General features: G+C 75.8%; 13 protein-coding genes. 9 read left to right on the top strand and 4 right to left on the bottom strand.

Annotated elements, in window-relative coordinates; genetic code table 11:
* Positions 1 to 5: 5 nt before the first annotated feature.
* The 3 genes from G339_RS0102580 to G339_RS0102570 all read left to right on the top strand — a co-directional run bounded on the left by G339_RS0102580 (position 6) and on the right by G339_RS0102570 (position 2,171).
* The gene (locus G339_RS0102580) at positions 6 to 551 is read left to right on the top strand and encodes a MarR family winged helix-turn-helix transcriptional regulator (RefSeq protein ID WP_019629514.1); all 546 of its coding nucleotides are present in this window, start codon (positions 6 to 8) and stop codon (positions 549 to 551) included.
* Between the two features lie 70 nt (positions 552 to 621).
* On the top strand, positions 622 to 1,521 hold the full coding sequence (locus tag G339_RS40195) for an aggregation-promoting factor C-terminal-like domain-containing protein (RefSeq protein WP_019629513.1): 900 nt from the start codon (positions 622 to 624) through the stop codon (positions 1,519 to 1,521).
* Positions 1,522 to 1,568: 47 nt separating this feature from the next.
* Positions 1,569 to 2,171: a TetR/AcrR family transcriptional regulator gene (locus G339_RS0102570; RefSeq protein WP_019629512.1), complete on the top strand. Its 603-nt coding sequence runs from the start codon at positions 1,569 to 1,571 to the stop codon at positions 2,169 to 2,171.
* A gap of 270 nt (positions 2,172 to 2,441) precedes the next feature.
* Here the strand turns inward: G339_RS0102570 and G339_RS36325 are convergent, their stop codons facing one another.
* The 4 genes from G339_RS36325 to G339_RS0102550 all read right to left on the bottom strand — a co-directional run bounded on the left by G339_RS36325 (position 2,442) and on the right by G339_RS0102550 (position 7,610).
* Entirely contained in the window at positions 2,442 to 3,698 is a 1,257-nt protein-coding gene (locus tag G339_RS36325; protein ID WP_157407247.1) for a hypothetical protein, read from the bottom strand.
* 153 nt (positions 3,699 to 3,851) lie between these two features.
* Entirely contained in the window at positions 3,852 to 5,075 is a 1,224-nt protein-coding gene (locus tag G339_RS0102560) for a PucR family transcriptional regulator (RefSeq protein ID WP_019629510.1), read from the bottom strand.
* Between the two features lie 215 nt (positions 5,076 to 5,290).
* Positions 5,291 to 6,511 (bottom strand): PucR-like N-terminal domain-containing protein, encoded by a 1,221-nt coding sequence (locus G339_RS32305; protein ID WP_019629509.1) that lies wholly within the window; start codon positions 6,509 to 6,511, stop codon positions 5,291 to 5,293.
* A 541-nt stretch (positions 6,512 to 7,052) separates the two neighbouring features.
* The gene (locus G339_RS0102550) at positions 7,053 to 7,610 is read right to left on the bottom strand and encodes a hypothetical protein (protein ID WP_019629508.1); all 558 of its coding nucleotides are present in this window, start codon (positions 7,608 to 7,610) and stop codon (positions 7,053 to 7,055) included.
* Positions 7,611 to 7,749: 139 nt separating this feature from the next.
* Between G339_RS0102550 and G339_RS39665 the strand changes: the two genes are divergently transcribed.
* From G339_RS39665 to G339_RS40775, 6 genes are read left to right on the top strand one after another with little or no spacing between them, the layout of a single operon-like run.
* A complete protein-coding gene (locus G339_RS39665) occupies positions 7,750 to 8,313 on the top strand; it encodes a DUF4282 domain-containing protein (RefSeq protein ID WP_019629507.1) in 564 nt (187 codons plus the stop codon).
* A gap of 53 nt (positions 8,314 to 8,366) precedes the next feature.
* Entirely contained in the window at positions 8,367 to 10,796 is a 2,430-nt protein-coding gene (locus G339_RS40785) for a serine/threonine-protein kinase (RefSeq protein ID WP_019629506.1), read from the top strand.
* Positions 10,793 to 11,914 (top strand): hypothetical protein, encoded by a 1,122-nt coding sequence (locus tag G339_RS40780; protein ID WP_019629505.1) that lies wholly within the window; start codon positions 10,793 to 10,795, stop codon positions 11,912 to 11,914. The genes G339_RS40785 and G339_RS40780 overlap by 4 nt, the downstream gene beginning before the upstream one ends.
* Before the next feature lie 38 nt (positions 11,915 to 11,952).
* Entirely contained in the window at positions 11,953 to 13,836 is a 1,884-nt protein-coding gene (locus G339_RS0102530; RefSeq protein WP_019629504.1) for an AAA family ATPase, read from the top strand.
* On the top strand, positions 13,833 to 14,549 hold the full coding sequence (locus G339_RS0102525) for a 4Fe-4S single cluster domain-containing protein (RefSeq protein ID WP_019629503.1): 717 nt from the start codon (positions 13,833 to 13,835) through the stop codon (positions 14,547 to 14,549). Before G339_RS0102530 ends, G339_RS0102525 begins: the two co-directional genes overlap by 4 nt.
* A complete protein-coding gene (locus G339_RS40775) occupies positions 14,537 to 15,757 on the top strand; it encodes an FHA domain-containing protein (protein WP_019629502.1) in 1,221 nt (406 codons plus the stop codon). The genes G339_RS0102525 and G339_RS40775 overlap by 13 nt, the downstream gene beginning before the upstream one ends.
* The last annotated feature ends 31 nt before the right edge of the window (positions 15,758 to 15,788 follow it).

The following is a 15,788-nucleotide window of genomic DNA, read 5'->3' as shown; positions in this document are numbered from 1 at the left end:
GCGTTGTGCGAACTTCACCGCAGTCCGCGCCGGAGCCGCAGGTCATCGCCGAGGAACCGGCCGGTGACCCGCTGCTGACGGGAGTCCTCGACCGCTGGACGGACCAGGGCCTCACCGGGGAGCCGTGGCCCTTCATGATCCTGGCGTCCGTCGGGCGGCTCCACCAGTACCTCAAGAAGGCCCTCGACGGGGAGCTGAAGCAGCGCGGCCTGACCCGCACCGGCTACTTCCTGCTGACGACGCTCGCGCTCACCTCGACGGGGCGGACGCGGCTCAGCACGCTCAGCCGGCTGGTGATGATGCACCCGACCTCGGTGAAGCTCACGGTGGACCAGTTGGAGACCGCCGGGCTCGTCCGCCGGACCCCGCATCCCAGCGACCGGCGCGCGACGCTCGTCGAACTGACCGACGCGGGCCGGGCGACGGCGGCGGCGGTGAACCGGGCGCTGGAGGAGCCGGACGGGCCGTTCGCGGCGCTCGGCGGCCTGCGGCGGGAGCTGTTCGAGGCGCTGCAGCCCGCGCGGCTCGCGGTCGGCGACACGGAACTCTAGAACGTTCCCGCGCGGGCGGAACCTGGAGGGACCGGTGCGCGAACCGGGGAGGATGCGGCACTCTACTGACATGCCACAGAGCCACGGCACGCGCGGCCGGACCCCCTCGCGCGGACGCGGCGGAACGCGGCGGCGGACCGGCGAGCGCCCGCTCGGCAGGCCCGCGCCCCACGACGCGTCCACCCCGCAGGCCGCCCTCGACGACGTCGGACCCGGCGGGCCGCCGCCTGTGCCGCCGCCGAGGCTTCCCGCCGATCCGCCGGAGCCGCCCGCGGAAGAGCTCCCCGCGCCGCCGCGCCGGTCGCGGCGGCGGATCGCCGCGAAGATCCTCACGCACAACGCGACGATCGCGACCGCCGGACTCGGCGTGGCCGCCGCCGTCGTCGTGTTCGTCAACCCCGACGCGATCACCGGGCACCGCAGCAGACCGCCCGCGAGCGTGCAGGGGTTGTCGGCGGGCGACATGCTCGAACGGTTCCGGGCGTCCGACATGGACCCGATGGCCGCGAACATCGTCGCGTCCGCCAAGGAGCGCGCCTACAAGGAAGAGCAGGCGGAGCTGAAGCGGCTGCGCGCCAAGGCCAAGAAGGACGAGGCCGCGCGCAAGAAGCTGGAGGCGATCCGCAAGCGCGAGGAGGAACGCAAGCGGCTCGCGCGCATGAACCCGTCCGCCGCGCAGAACAAGGCGTACGGCAAGAAGATGAACGCGCAGCGCGGCTGGGGCAACTGCTGGCAGTCCCTGCTGACGCTGTGGAACCACGAGAGCGGCTGGGACGAGCGGGCCACCAACCCCGGCAGCGGCGCGTACGGCATCCCGCAGGCGCTGCCCGGCTCCAAGCTCGCGAGCGCGGGCCCGGACTGGCGGACCAGCTCCCCCACGCAGATCGCCTGGGGGCTCGGCTACATCAAGGCCCGCTACCACGACCCGTGCGGGGCGTGGGCGTGGTGGTCGTCGCACCACTGGTACTGACCCGGGCGCGGTGGCGGCGGGGCGACCGGCGCGGGCACGATGGTCGCATGCGGACGACGAACGGCACGGGCGGGCGGCAGTGGGCGCGCGCGGACTCGACCCGGCGGGCGCTCCTGGACGCCGCGCTGCACGTCTTCGCCGACCGCGGTTACGCCGACGCGGGCGTCGCGGAGATCGTCGAGCGGTCCGGGGCGAGCGTCGGCAGCCTGTACCACCACTACGGCGGCAAGGCGGGCCTGTACCTCGCGCTGTACGAGGAGCTGTGCCGCGACCAGGAGGACGCGGCGGCGCGGGCCGTCGCGGCGGCGCGCCGGAGCGCGGCGGCCGACCCGATCGAGCTGTTCGTCGCGGGCGCCCGCGCCTACCTCGGCGTCTGCTGGGAGCGGCGGGACGCGGCGCGGCTGTTCCACGGCGGCGAGGGGCCGTCGGGGTTCTCGCTGATGCGCCGGAAACGCGCGCAGCACTGGGTCGGCCAGAACACCAAGCTGCTCGCGCCGGGCGCGGCGGGCCGCGCGCCGCAGGTGCTGAGCCTCGTGCTGACGACGGTGATCGGCGAGGCCGGTCGGGAGATCGCGCTCGCCGACGACGAGGCCGACGCGCGGGAGATCCTGGACGAGGTCCTGCGCATCCTCACCCGCCTCGCGGGCTAGGGCGTGTCTCAACGTGCCTCAGCCACAGCGCGAGTGCGTTACCTGGGCGGTGAAGCGACGCCGGAGGCGAGCTTCGCCGGCCAGATCGCGAAGCGATGCCGCGCTCGCACAGGCCCGGTGAGGCCCGAGCCGCCAGGCGAGGGCCGTAGGCCGGGACTTTGAGGGCGGAGCGCGCCCGGCGGCCCCGTCCGGCGCGACGGGGTCCGCCGGGCGCGCCGCCGGGTCCACCTCCGCCCGGCGCCTCGGGCGGAGGTGGAGTTCGGGGGCGCCTCAGATCTGCACGCCGCGCGGGCGGCGCGGCGGCATCCAGGACAGCGAGAAGTAGCGCGCGGGCGCGGGCAGCGGCGGCAGCGCGCGCAGCCGCGCGGCGGTGATCCGCTTGCCGTCGAGCTGCGGGTAGAGGCGGCGGGCGCGGCGGACGGGCGCGTCGGCGCGGCGCATCATCCGCAGCCGCAGCAGGAGCAGCAGCGTCGCGGTGGACACGGCGGCGAGCGCCGCGCCCTGGAGGGCGCGCAGGTCGTCGTCGGTGAAGACCGCGCCGGGCAGCGGCCGCAGGCTGGACACCGGCACGAGCGGCATCGGGCTGGGCGCGGTCTGCGGGTTGGTGACGGGCGGCAGCGCGACCTGCGGGCCCTTGAGGTCCGCGAGCGGGTTCGCGGCGGGACCGGCGGGCGGGGTGAGCGGCGGCGCGTCCGGCGGCAGGTGGTTGAGGTCGACGCCGGGCGGCAGCGCGCCGGACGGCTGCGTGACGATGAGCGTGTAGCCGCGCGAGACGCCCGCGGCCTTGGCGGCGGACGCGCCGACCGTGAGCCGGATCGTCCCGGCCTTGGCGTTCGACGGGACGGTCACGGTCGCGATCGTGGCGACGCTCCGGCCCGCCGCGACGGTGCCGAGGGACCGTCCGGCGGGGCTGATCGACCCGCGGCTGACCGCCATCCGCAGCGCCGCGCCCGCCGCCGGGGCGTTGGCGGACGAGACGGTCGCGGTGACGGTGAGCGAGCCGCCGGGCCGCACCGTGGACGCCGACACCGACGCGCCGACCGACAGGACCGGGGTCTTGGGGACGCCGGGGTCGCCGCCGCCCGGGTCGGTGGGCGGGTTGCTGGGGTCGCCGCCGCCCGGCGGCGTGCTCGGGTCGCCCCCGCCGGGGTCGGTCGGCGGGTTGCTCGGATCGCCGCCGCCCGGAGGCGTGCTCGGGTCGCCGCCACCGGGGTCGGTGGGCGGGTCGCTCGGATCGCCGCCGCCCGGATCGGTGGGCGGGTCGCTAGGGTCGCCGCCGCCCGGGTCCGTCGGCGGATCGCTGGGCTCGGTCGTGCCGCCGCCGCCCGGGTCGGACGGCGGGTCGCTCGGCTCCGCGGGCGGGTCGGTGGTGGCGCTGGCGGACGGGTCGGGCGCGGGGTCGTCGCGCAGCGGGGCCGCCGCGACCGGGGGCGCCAGCGAGACGGCGATCACCGCCGCCGCGCCGAGGCCGGCGAGAATGGCGCCACCCGACGAACGCACCCGCGTCACCGCGTCACCTCCGGTCATTCCCAATGATCATGAAAGCTTGTGGGAAATTGATGAAAGCACGCGCCGCCGAGCCCCTACAACCCCGATCACACAGGTCATGACCGGGTGATTATCCGATGGGTCGGGGAATTGGCGGCGGTTGTCACCGGGTGAGGGCCGGGGCCGCCGCGGTCAACCCTCCGCTCCCGTCCCGTCACCGCCGCGCGCGCCGTGCCGGAGCCGCATCGCGCGCAGCGCCGCCTCGATCGCGAACCGCGCGTCGGGGTCGTTGAGGCGTTCGCCGAGCGCCGCCTCGAGCTGCCGCATCCGGTACCGGACGGTCTGCGGGTGGACGTTCAGCTCCTCGGCGATGTCGGCGGCGGTGCCGCGCAGCGTCAGCCACGTCCGCAGCGTGTCGAGCAGCCGGTCGCGCTGGCGGGCGTTGAGGTCGGCCATCTCGCGCAGGTGGCGGCGCGCGATCTGCTCGGTGAGCGCCTGGTCCGACAGCAGCCAGAGGGTGAGCAGGTGGTCGTCGCAGCAGGTCACCGGGCCGTCGTCGAGGATGCCGCGTTCGAGCAGGCCGAGCGCCTGGCGGGCCCAGCGCAGCGAGTCGGCGGCCTGCTCGACGGGGACCGTCACGCCCGCCGCGACCTGCCCCTCGGGCAGCGCCTCGGCCAGGGTGCGGCGGCGCTCGTCGGTGAGCGGGCCGGGGAAGACCAGGTGCGGGTCCTCGGCGGACAGGTCCGCGAGCGCGTCCGGCGGGAGGGCGCTGCGGACGTAGGGGCTGCCCGCCGCCGCGACGACCGGCGTGACCTCGTCGGGGACCGTCCACTTCGCGCGCGCCGCCAGTTCCGCGAGCACCCGGGGGGACGCGCCGGGCCGCCGGACGAGGAAGTCCAGGAGGCGGCGGCGGTGGCCTTCGAGTTCCTCGTCGGGGCGCGCGTCGAGAAATCCCTGTTGCGCGAGTGCCGCGAGTTCGTCGATATACGCGAATAGCGCGTCCGCGAGTTGCGCCATGATCGTCGTGGACAGTTTCCGGCGCGGTCCGACCTCCATCACGCGCCGCCACGCGACCTGCGCGCCGACGCGGAGCGCGGCCTGCAGCGTGTCGAGGCTGCGGCCCTCCAGCGCCTCGTAGCGGCCGAGGCGGCGGTAGGTCTCGTCGTGCCGGTCGCGGGGCACGGCCGGGTTGGCGACCTGGTCCACGAAGTGGCCGAGGGCGCTTTCGACGCCGATGCGCAGCGCCTCGACGTACGGGCCGGTGGACGGCCGCCCGTACTCGGGGATGGCGGCGCGGATCTCGGCGATGATCTCGTCGGCGAGACCGGGCAGTTCGGGCCGCATCAGGACCGCGAGCCGGCTCGGCAGGCGCGACGGCACGCGGTGGGCGATCCCCGGCTCCAACGTCTGCGTCATCTGACGGCACCTCCGAGAGCGCAGCCGTGCCGGCGTACGGCGCGCCGGGCGGGGCTTCCCGGGCCGCCGGACGGTCCGGTCGGTGGGTGGGCCGGAGGGCGCCGAGCGGGGAACCCCTGCGCCTCCCGGAACGTTCTGTGTGTGAGGTGAAGCACACCGAAACTAGATCAAGTTCGCCGGGAGACCGGGTAAAGAATTCTTAAAGTCACACTCGGTTATTGCGCCGTTGCATGTGGTTGGGATAACGGATCGTCACCAGGCGCGGGGCTCCGCTCGCGCAGCCGCTGGACGCGCAGCACCGCGTCGAGGACGAATCGCGCGTCCGCGTTGCCCAGTTGATCACTGAAGGTCTCCCCCATCTGCCGCATCCGGTACCGAACCGTCTGCGGATGCACCCGGAGACGCCGCGCGGTCTCGACGGCGTTCCCCTGCGACTCCAGCCACGCGCCGAGGGTTTCGGTCATCCGCGACCACTGACTTCGGTTCAGCCGTTCCAGACCGGGCATCCGGTGCCGCGCGACCTGCTCCAGCAGCGCGACGTCCGACAGCAGCCACAGCTCCAGCAGGTGGTCGGCGCAGCGCGTCGGGCCCGCGTCCTCCAGGATTCCGGCCCTGACCAGGGCCAGCACGGCGCGGGCCCAGCGCAGCGAGTCGGCCGCGTCCGCCAGCGGGACCGTCAGGCCCACCACCGAGCGGCGGTCCGGGAGCGCTCCCGCGAGCATGTCCCGCCGCGTCTCGGTGAACGGGCCGGGGACCAGCAGATACGGCTCCGGGTCGCCGAGGTCGGCGAGGACGTCGTGGTCGAGGGCCGCCCGGACGCACCGGGCCTTCGCGGGGAGCGCGACCATCGTCACCTCGTCCGGCACGGTCCAGCCCGCCTGCGCGGCGGGCTCGTCCAACGCCGACCGCGGCACCCCCGGACCGCGCAGGACGAGGCGCAGCAGCCGCCGCTGCATCTCGACCAGCTCCTCGGCCGACCGGGAGCGCGCGTCCAGATAGCCCTGCACCGACAGGGACGCCAGCTCGTCGATGTAGCCGAACAGCGCGTCCGCGAGCCGGGTCATCACCTCCGACGACAGCCTGCGCCGCCGGCCCACCTGCGCGACGCGCCGCCACGCCGTCTTGATGCCGACCCGGTACGCGGCCTGGAGCGCGTCGAGGCTGCGGCCCTCGTACGCCTCGTCGCGGCCGAGCGCGCGGAACAGCTCGTCGCGGCGCTCCTGCGGGTCCGTCGAACCGGCCAGCCGGTCCATGAACGTGCGGATCGCCTGGTCCACGGCCGAGCGCTGCGCCCCGTCCGCCGGGTACTCGGGGACCGAGCGGCGCACCTCCGCCAGGATCTCCTCGGCCAGCGACGTCAATTCCGCCTGCAGAATGTCGAGGATCGCCTGCGGCATTTTCTCGGAGGGATCGGGGGCGGGGAGTTCCCGGGGCATCGCGTCGATCCCTCCTTCCCGAACCGCCTGAACAATCGTTCGACGGCAGGCTACTCGGCACGCGGACGCGGCGCACCGGGCGCGCGCGGCCGGTCCGCGCCCCGAGGACGCCGTCCGCTCACCGGTTCACAGAAACGCCATTCCCGTCCCGCACCCGATGACAAAAGGCCGCGCCCGCCGCGACGAATTGTTACGCGCACCGCCGGGCGCACCGCGCCGCTCGCGCCCGGCCGCCGCGCCGTCACGTCGCGGGGTGCCGGGCGGAGTGGGACCGCGCCCGCCGGACCGCCGACCGGGGCGGTGGGGCCGGTCGTGTCGGAGCGTCGCACGCGCCATGCGGTCGTTTTCACCGGGATCGCCGCTCTCCATCGCGCGATAAACGCGGCGGGCGGGTGTCCGAATCCGGTCAGGGATTTGCCGTCTTCCCCTCGATGGCGCACATCGCGGTGGATGTTCGCGCGATTTCTGCGATCGGCGGGCGGATCTCCTGGAAACGGCTACGGGACACGCGGGGAAACTGCGGTGGGCGGGGTTCGGGGAATCAGTCGAGTTCGTCCGTCCATCTGTCGCCCGCGGTGCGCTCGAGGGCGGCGCGGACCTCGTCCTCGGCGGCGTCGAGCCATTCCAGTTCGATCAGCGCGACGGGCGGATGCGGGTCGGGGGGCCGCACGAGCACCGCGCGGGCGGACTCCTTCCTGGACTCGGGGCCGATCGAGACGGCCTCGACGTCCGTCCAGGCGAAGTGCGTCCGCCGTCCGCCGCGGTGGACGACGACGCCGTCCGCGTTCACCCACAGCCCGAAGCGGCGCAGCGCGACGGGCCAGGCCACGGCGACCGCGCCGACCGCCGCCAGCAGGCCGAGCACGCCGACGAGGGCGAGCACGAGCGAGCCGGTGACGGCCCAGGTTCCGTCCACGTGGCGCAGGAGCAGGACGCCGCCGGTCGTGGCGGCGAGCGCGGCGGCGAACAGGAGCGTGCAGGCGATCAGCGAACCGGCGCGCATGGAGCGGCTCCGGCCGAACCGGATCGCGTCCGGATCATCCTCGATCGTCCCGTTCACTCCGTCGCCGGGGGTCGGCGGGTCGGCGGTCTCGCTCATCACGGCTCCGTCCGCTCGGGGGGCGGTGATCATAGAACGGCCGGGCCGCCACGCGCGGGAAGCCCTTGCAGGGCGCGGTTCCGGGGCGTCGAAAGTTCTAGAGTCGGGGGAACGCCCGGAACGAGCGCAGGAGTCGGCAGTGACGCACCCCCAGGAGCCCGGTCAGCCCGCGTCCCCGCCGGGGGCGGGCTACGGACCCCCGCCGCCCCGCCACCCGCAGCGGCCCGAACCGCAGCGGTCCGACACCGGCGCGCAGCCGCTGCCGCCGCGCCCCGGCCCGCCCCCGCAGGGCCCGCCGCAGGGCCCGCCGCGCCCGGGCCCGTCCGGCCCGCCGCCGCCCGGCCGGGGATCGGGCGCGTTCCCCGTCCCCGAGCAGCCGTGGGCGCAGCGGCCCGCGCCACCGGAGAAGGGCCTGGTCGGCGCGCTGTTCGACGCGAACTTCAACTACCTGGTCACCCCGAAGCTGATCAAGCTCTGGTACCTGATCGCTCTCCTGCTCGTCACGCTCCAGTGCGCCGTGTTCCTCGGCTTCGGCGTGTGGATCGCGACCTGGGACGACTTCTGGGCGTGGGGCGTCATCCTGATCGTCGCGTCCCCCCTGGTGTGGCTGTTCGAACTGCTCCTGGTGCGGATCTTCATGGAGGCCGTGGTGGTCCGGTTCAAGGGCGTCGAGCACCTGCGGGTCATCAAGGACAAGATTTAGGGTGCCGCGTTAGGCTCGCGGCAATTCCACGCGGACAAGACGGGGCGAGCACGGTGGCCGACTTCGACGACGACGCTCCGCCGCGCGCCACGCGTCGGGAGCCGGACGCGACCCGCCGGGACGACCGCGTCCCGCCGCCGCGCGGCCCGGCGGCCACCCGCCGCGACGGCGGGGCGGCGGCGGGCGGCGCGCTGCTGCGGCTCCCCGAGCCGCTGGCGGCGCGGTTCCGGCTCGTCGGCGAACTGCCGGTACAGGGCGCGGAGTCGGACCTGCTGCTCGTCGCGGACGAGTCCGGCGCGCAGCGCGTCGTCAAGTTGTTCCGCCGCGGCTACAACGCCGACCGCGAGGTCTGGGCGAAACTCCCGCGACTGGCGTCCCCCCACGTCCTGCGCGTCCTGGAGACGGGCACCGCCGAGGGCCGCGACTACGAGGTCGCGGACTACGCGCCCGGCGGCAACCTGCGGACGCTGATGACCGGCCCGCTCGACCCGCCGACGATCGCCGAGGCGGTCGCGCAGCTCGCCGGCGGCCTCGCGGCCCTGCACGGCGCGGGCATCGTCCACCGCGACCTCAAACCGGAGAACGTGCTGGTCGAGAACGCGGACCCGGTCCGCCTGGTGATCGCGGACTTCGGCCTGAGCCGGGTGCTGGAGCAGAGCGTCATGTTCGCGTCGTCGTCGCGGACGCTCGTGTACGCGGCCCCCGAGTCGCTGTCGGGCCAGGTCTCCCCCGCCCGCGACTGGTGGTCGCTCGGCATGATCGTGCGGGAGCTGGCGACGGGCCGCCCGCCGTTCGCGGGCCTGAGCGAGACGGCGGTGGTGGACCAGCTCGCGACCCGCGCGGTGCCCGCCGACGACGTCGCCGACCCGCGCCTGCGGCTGCTGTGCCGGGGCCTGCTGGCCCGCGACCCGCGCGGCCGGTGGGGCGCGGACGAGGTCCGCGCGTGGCTGGCGGGCGGCTCCCCGCCCGTCGCGGCGGAACCGGCGGCGACGGCGGTCCCGCCCGGCCGGGGCGTCCCGTTCGCGGGCCGCCGCCACGACGACCGCCGCGAGCTGGCGCGCGTCCTGGCGGAGCGGTGGGACGAGGCCGCGCCGCACTTCTTCGGCCGCGGCGAGGCGGGCGAGGCGTGGCGCGCCCTGCGCGGCTGGCTGACCGAACTGCCGGACGACGGCCATATCGCGCTGATCGACCGGTATCTGACGGCGGACCTGTCCCCCGACGTGAAGCTGCTGCACCTCGTCCAGTGGCTCGACCCGGACCTGCCGCCGTACTTCCTCGGCCGCCGGTTGACGTCGGCGGACCTGCCCGGCCTGGCCGCGCTCGCCGCCGACCCCGCGCGCCCCGACCACCGGACGGCGTGCCGCATCGGCCGCGAACTGTGGGACAGGGACCTGCTGCCCGTCCTGGCGGCCTCACCCGAGGGCCACGATCTGCTGGCCGTCCACGAACAATGGCATCACCACGCGGCGGCATGGAACGAGCTGGCGTGCTGGCTGCGCGGCCAGGCGTCCGTCCCGCCCGGCCTGGCGGCGCGGCTCCCCGACACGGGCACGGGTCCAAGCACGGGCCCAAGCACGGGCCCGGGCGCGCGGCGCGTCGCGGGCGCGCCGGCCGACGACCCGCCCGTCGTGCTGCTGACGCTGCTGGCGCTGGCCGCCCGGCCCGCCGAGGCCGCCCGCGACCTCGCGGCGGCGGCCGACCGGGCGCGCGCGGCCGTCCGCGGCGACGTCCCCTGGTTCCGCTGGCTGGCGGACGGCGCGGGCGACGACCCGCTGCGCCGGTTCGCGGTCGTCCGGGCCGCGCCCGAGGCCGTCCTGGAGGTCGAGGCCCGCGCGCGCGACCGGCACGCCGCCGAGCGGCGCGACGCCGCGCTGCGCGCCCGGTGGGCCGACCGCGAGCGGGCGCGGCTCGCCGGACGCGGCCGCGCGACGGCCCGCGCGGTGGCGTGGAGCCTGCCGGTCCTGGCGCTGTGGCTGCTCGGCGGCCTGTTGATTTCGGCGCTCGCCGGGGACGGCGACCGCGGCGGCACCAGCTCGGTCGGCGGTCTCCAGCGCGGCGGCGGGTTCTCGTTCGGCCTCCTGGCGGCGGTCGGCGTCCTGGCCTGGCTGGTCCAGTGCGGCGCGGAGGTCGTCGTCGCGCGCGCGCAGGGCGGCGACTACCTGCCGACGGGCCCGTGGGCGTGGCTGGCCAAGGCGCTCGGCGCGGGCGGCCGCGGCCTGTCGAAGGCGTCGGCGACGGTGTCGGGCGCGGCCCGCCGCAACGGGCCGGGCGGCTGCGGCCTGCTGCTGCTCGCCGCGCTGGTGCCGCTGCTGGTCCTGATCCTGCTGGCGGCGGCCGTGACGCCGCTGGCGGGCATGGTCTGGCTGCTGATCCTGGTGGCGGCAGCGGCGGCGCACGCCGTCGCGGCGGGGGTACGACTGCACCGGTGGCGGACCGCGCACGCGGAGGGCGAACGCGCGGCGACGAGCGGAGGAGGGGCATGAGCAGCGGCGTCGAGGCCGACATCGTGCTGGACGCGGCGGTCGTCCTCACCCTGGGGATGAACCGCGTCCTCGGCAGGGGCGGGGCGGCGGCCGGGCGCGGCGCGCAACTGCTGGCGGCGCTCGCGGCGGGCCGGGCCGAGTCCCGCGCCGCCGCGCTGGCCGAGGCGGAGACCTACGAGCGGGCGCTGCGCGAGGTGCTGGAGCGCAACGCGCGCGCCGAGGCGCTGGCCGCGACCCGCGACGAGCTGGGCGCGGACGTCGCGCTGCCCGCCCCGCTGACCCCCGGCGACGAGACCGTCGCCGAGCTCACCGCGTGGTGCGCGGACGCCGACCGGGCGCTGGACGCCGCCGAGGCGGCCCTCGCGGGCGTCCTCGCGGCGCGCGTCGGCGAGCAGGTCTTCGCCGTCCCCGCCGAGGTCCCCGCCCCCCGCGCCGCCGAGGCCGCCCCCGAACCCCCTGACCTGCGCGCCGCCCTGGAACGCGTCCTCGCGCGCCTGCTGCCGGACGCGGCCGACGCCGACCGCGCCGCCGTCGCCCGCGCCGCCCGGCTGCTCGCCGACGCCGCCACCGGCCAGGACGCGCAGGGCGCGCTCACCGAGGTCCGGCTGCGCGTCCAGGAGGCCAACGACCGCACCCGGGAGCACCGCGCGCGGGAGCGGCGGCGCGCGGCCGAGGCCGAGGCCGCCGAGCGCGCCGCCGACGAGCGCCGCTATGTTCTGGAGTCCGTCACGGCCGCGTTCGAGGACCTCGGCTACGAGGTCCGCGCCGGGTTCGAGACGCTGACCGCCGCCGACGGGGCGCTGCTGCTGACCCGCGGCGACTGGCCCGACCACAGCGTGAAGATGCGCGTGGAGGACGCGGGCCGGGTGCGGGCGGCGCTCGTCCGGGAGCGGGCGGCGCGCGGCGAGGACGACCGGCGGCTCGACGTCGAGCGCGAGGAGCAGTGGTGCGCGGCGTTCGAGGAAGCCCGGGCGCGGCTCGCCGCGGCGGGGGTCGCGGCGGCCGTCGCGTGGCGGCTGGAGCCGGGCGTCCGGGAACTGCCGGTGATGCGCGCGGACGGGGCGGCGCGGCAGACTGGGGCGCGGGCCGCCGGGCGGGAGCGCGAGCGCGGCCGGTAGACGGGCGGGAGCGGGGAGCGAAGTGAACGGGGCGGCCGATGAGCGTTGATTCACCCACGCTGGGCGGGCGGCTGCCCGGCTGGCCGCCGTTCGTCCGGGAGCTGGACGCGACGCTGTCGGTCCACTCGCAGTACGTCCTGTCGGGGAACCTGTACGACAGCTTCCTCGCGCCGCCCGCCGGCACGGCGGGTCCGTCGCGGCTGCTGCCGCTGCGCCAGCTCCTGTGGGAGTCGCTGCGCTCCAGTGGCTTCAGCTGCCTCGTCGCCTACGACCCGGTGGACGGCGTCCAGGTGCTCCCCGAGGGGGACGACGAGATCGCCGAGGAGGCCCGGCGCGCGGCGGGCCGCCTGCTCGGCAAGCTCAAGCCCGACGACACCCCGTCGCTGGAGGGCCTGACCAAGTATCTGACGGCGGTGGCGCGCCCCGCCGAGCGAATCCGGGCGGCGTTCCTGCTGGACTCGGCGTCGCGGATCGCCCGGACGCCGACCGAGCTGGAGCCCGCCGAGCGCGACTTCTTCCGGTTCTGCGCGAAGCTGTCGCGGACGGCGCTGCCGGTCCGCGTCGAGGGACCGCGCCCCAAGCCGCTCTACAACCCGGTGCTGTGGCTGGTGGAGCGGCCGGGCGACCTGCCGCCCTGGCTGACGTCCGACAACGAGAGCATCCGCGAGATCACGATCCCGCGCCCGCACCTGGGCGACCGGCAGGAGACCGCGCGGCTGCTGGCCCGCGCGTTCGGCGTCCCGGACGCCGACGCCGACCCGGCGGCCGCCGCCGCGTGCGACGCGTTCGCCGAGCAGGCGGACGGCCTCACGCTCCAGTCGATGATCGAGGTGACGCGGCTCGCCAAGGAGCGCGGCGTGGACCTCGCGGACCTGCCCGACGCCGTCCGCACCTACAAGCTCGGCGTCCTGGACAACCCGTGGAGCCGCGGCCACCTGCGGCGGCGCGTGCTGGAGGGCGAGAAGCGCGTGCCCGAGCGCGTCATCGGCCAGCCGCAGGCGATCACCAAGACGCTCGACATCCTCAAGCGCGCGGTCCTCGGCCTGTCCGGCGCGCAGGCGACGCGGTCGGGCAGCCGCCCGCGCGGCGTGCTGTTCTTCGCGGGCCCGACGGGCACCGGCAAGACCGAGCTGGCCAAGTCGATCACCGAGCTGGTGTTCGGCGACGAGTCGGCCTACCTGCGGTTCGACATGAGCGAGTTCTCCGGCGAGGGCTCCGGGGACCGGCTGATCGGCTCGCCGCCCGGCTACGTCGGGCACACCGCGGGCGGGGAGCTGACCAACGCCGTCCGCGAGGACCCGTTCCGGGTGATCCTCTTCGACGAGATCGAGAAGGCCCACCCGCGCATCCTCGACAAGTTCCTGCAGATCCTGGAGGACGGGCGGCTCACGGACGGCCGGGGGAACACCGTCCACTTCTCCGAGTCGATCCTGATCTTCACGTCCAACCTCGGGATGTTCGTCCCCGCCCCGGACGGGACGCGCGTGCAGAACGTCGCGCCCGGCATGCCGTACGAGGAGATCGAGCAGCGGATCAAGGCGGCGGTCGCGGACCACTTCACGACCGTCCTGAACCGGCCGGAGCTGCTGAACCGGTTCGGCGACAACGTCGTGGTGTTCGACTTCATCGGCGCGGCGGCCGCCGACAAGATCTTCGACCTCCAGGTCGCGAACATCTGCCGCCGGGTCGCCGAGGAGCACCGCCTGCACCTGACCGTCGCCGACGCCGCGATGGAGACGCTGCGGTCCTGGTGTACGGCCGAGCTGGAGAAGGGCGGGCGCGGCATCGGCATGGCGCTGGAGTCGCACTTCGTGAACCCGCTCGCCCGCGCGCTGTTCGACCGGGAGCCCGGCGCGGACGAGGAGACCACGGTGACGGCCATCCGCCGCGAGGGCGGCATCGTCCACGTGGACCTGCGGTGACCGCACCGGAGACGCTGCGGCTCGCCAAGGCGCACTACCCCGTCACGGCGCTCGGCCCCGGCACCCGCGCGGGCGTCTGGGTGCAGGGCTGCACGCTGCACTGCCACGGCTGCCTGTCGCGCGACACCTGGGACGCCGACCCGGGCCGCGAGGTGCCGGTGGACGCGGTCCTCGGCTGGCTGGCGTCGCTGCCCGGTCCGGTGGACGGGGTGACGATCTCCGGCGGCGAGCCGTTCCAGCAGCCCGCGGCGCTGCTCGCGCTCGTCCGCGGAATCCGCGCGTGGCGGGACGAGCGCCCGCGTGAGACCATGCCGTTGGACATATTGGTCTACAGCGGATATGTCTACAGTCGTCTCTCGCGCACGGCCGAGGCGAGGGCGATTCTGGACCTCTGCGACGCCGTCGTCGCGGGACCGTACGTGGACCGGCTCAACCCGCCGGGCGGACCCACCGGTCGGCGGTCCCTACTCTGGAGGGGGTCGGCCAACCAGCGGATCGTGCCGCTGTCCCCCCTCGGGCGGCGGCGGTACGCCGAACCGGCCGGAGACGAGACCGAAGAGGCAGGGCCGCGAATGCAGGTGTCCGTGGAAGAGGGGCCGGAGGGAAGGCGGGTGTACTACATCGGAATCCCGCGACGAGGTGACCTGGAACACCTCTCGACAACGCTCGACGAGGCCGGAGTGCGCGCGGGGGTCGTGTCATGGCGAGCCTGAACTGCCCCGTCTGCGATGAGCCGTTCCAGCCCGGCGACCTGCTCTGCCTGAGCTGCGGGGCCAACCTGGCGCGCGCCGGAGGCGGCGGCGCGCCGCCGCGCACCGCGCCGCCGCCTCCGCCCCAGCAGGGGCAGCCGTACCAGCAGCAGCCGCCCTACGGCGAGCAGCCGCAGTACGGCGCGCCCCCGCAGCAGCAGGCTCCCCCGCCGCAGCAGGACCCGTGGGGCGCCCCGCCGCAGCAGGCCCCCCAGCAGCAGGACCCGTGGAGTGCGCCGCCGCCCCAGCAGCAGGCGCCGCCCCAGCAGGCACCGGCGCAGCAGGACCCGTGGTCCGCGCCGCCCCCCAACCAGCAGGCTCCCCAGCAGCAGGCCCCGCAGCCCGCCGACGGGTGGGGCGCGCCGCCGCCGAACCAGCAGGCGCCCTACGACCAGGGGCGGCCGGGCTACGACCCGTACGCCCAGCAGCAGCACGCTCCCCAGCACGGGCAGCCCCAGCACGCGCAACCCCAGCACGGGCAGCACGCACCGCAGCAGGACCAGTACGGCGCTCCCCCGCAGCAGGATCAGTACGGGCAGCAGCAGTACGGCGGCCAGCCGAACGGGTACCAGCAGCAGGGCTACCCGCCCCAGCAGGGCCAGCAGCCGCCGCAGCAGTACGGGGGCCAGGGGCTCGGCCAGGGTTACGCGCCCGGCCCGCAGCACGGCAGTCCTCAACACGGGGGCGGTCAGCACGGTAGCCCGCAGCACGGGCGCGGCCCCGCTCCCGACAGCACCGCCGCCATGTGCCCCTACTGCGAGGCCGTGCTGAGCAGCCCCGCGGCCGCCCAGTGCGACTCGTGCCTGCGTCCGCTCAACGGGCCGCAGGGCGGGGGCGGCGCGCCGCAGGCCGGACCGCCGGCCGCGCCGACGCTGCGCGTGCAGTTCCCCAGCGGGGACGTCAAGATCGGGGCCGGGCAGCACCTGGTCCTCGGCCGCGACGCGGGCCAGTCCCCGGTCGCGGGCACGTTCACGCAGTACGACAACGTGTCGCGGCGGCACTCGACCGTCTGGCTCGACCCGTCCGGCACCGCCTGGGTCCGCGACGAGGGCTCCACGAACGGCACGTTCGTCAACGGCGAGCGGCTGCCGCGCGGCGTCGAGGCCCCGCTGCGCGACGGCGACCAACTCCGCCTGGCCGCCGACGTCACGGGCACCGTCCAGCTCAGCTAGCGCACGCAAGAAGGGGCCGTCCCGAACGGGA

The sequence above is a fragment of the Actinomadura atramentaria DSM 43919 genome (assembly GCF_000381885.1).
In the GTDB taxonomy this organism is placed as follows: Bacteria; Actinomycetota; Actinomycetes; order Streptosporangiales; family Streptosporangiaceae; genus Spirillospora; species Spirillospora atramentaria.
This window is presented reverse-complemented; position numbering and strand designations above follow the sequence as displayed.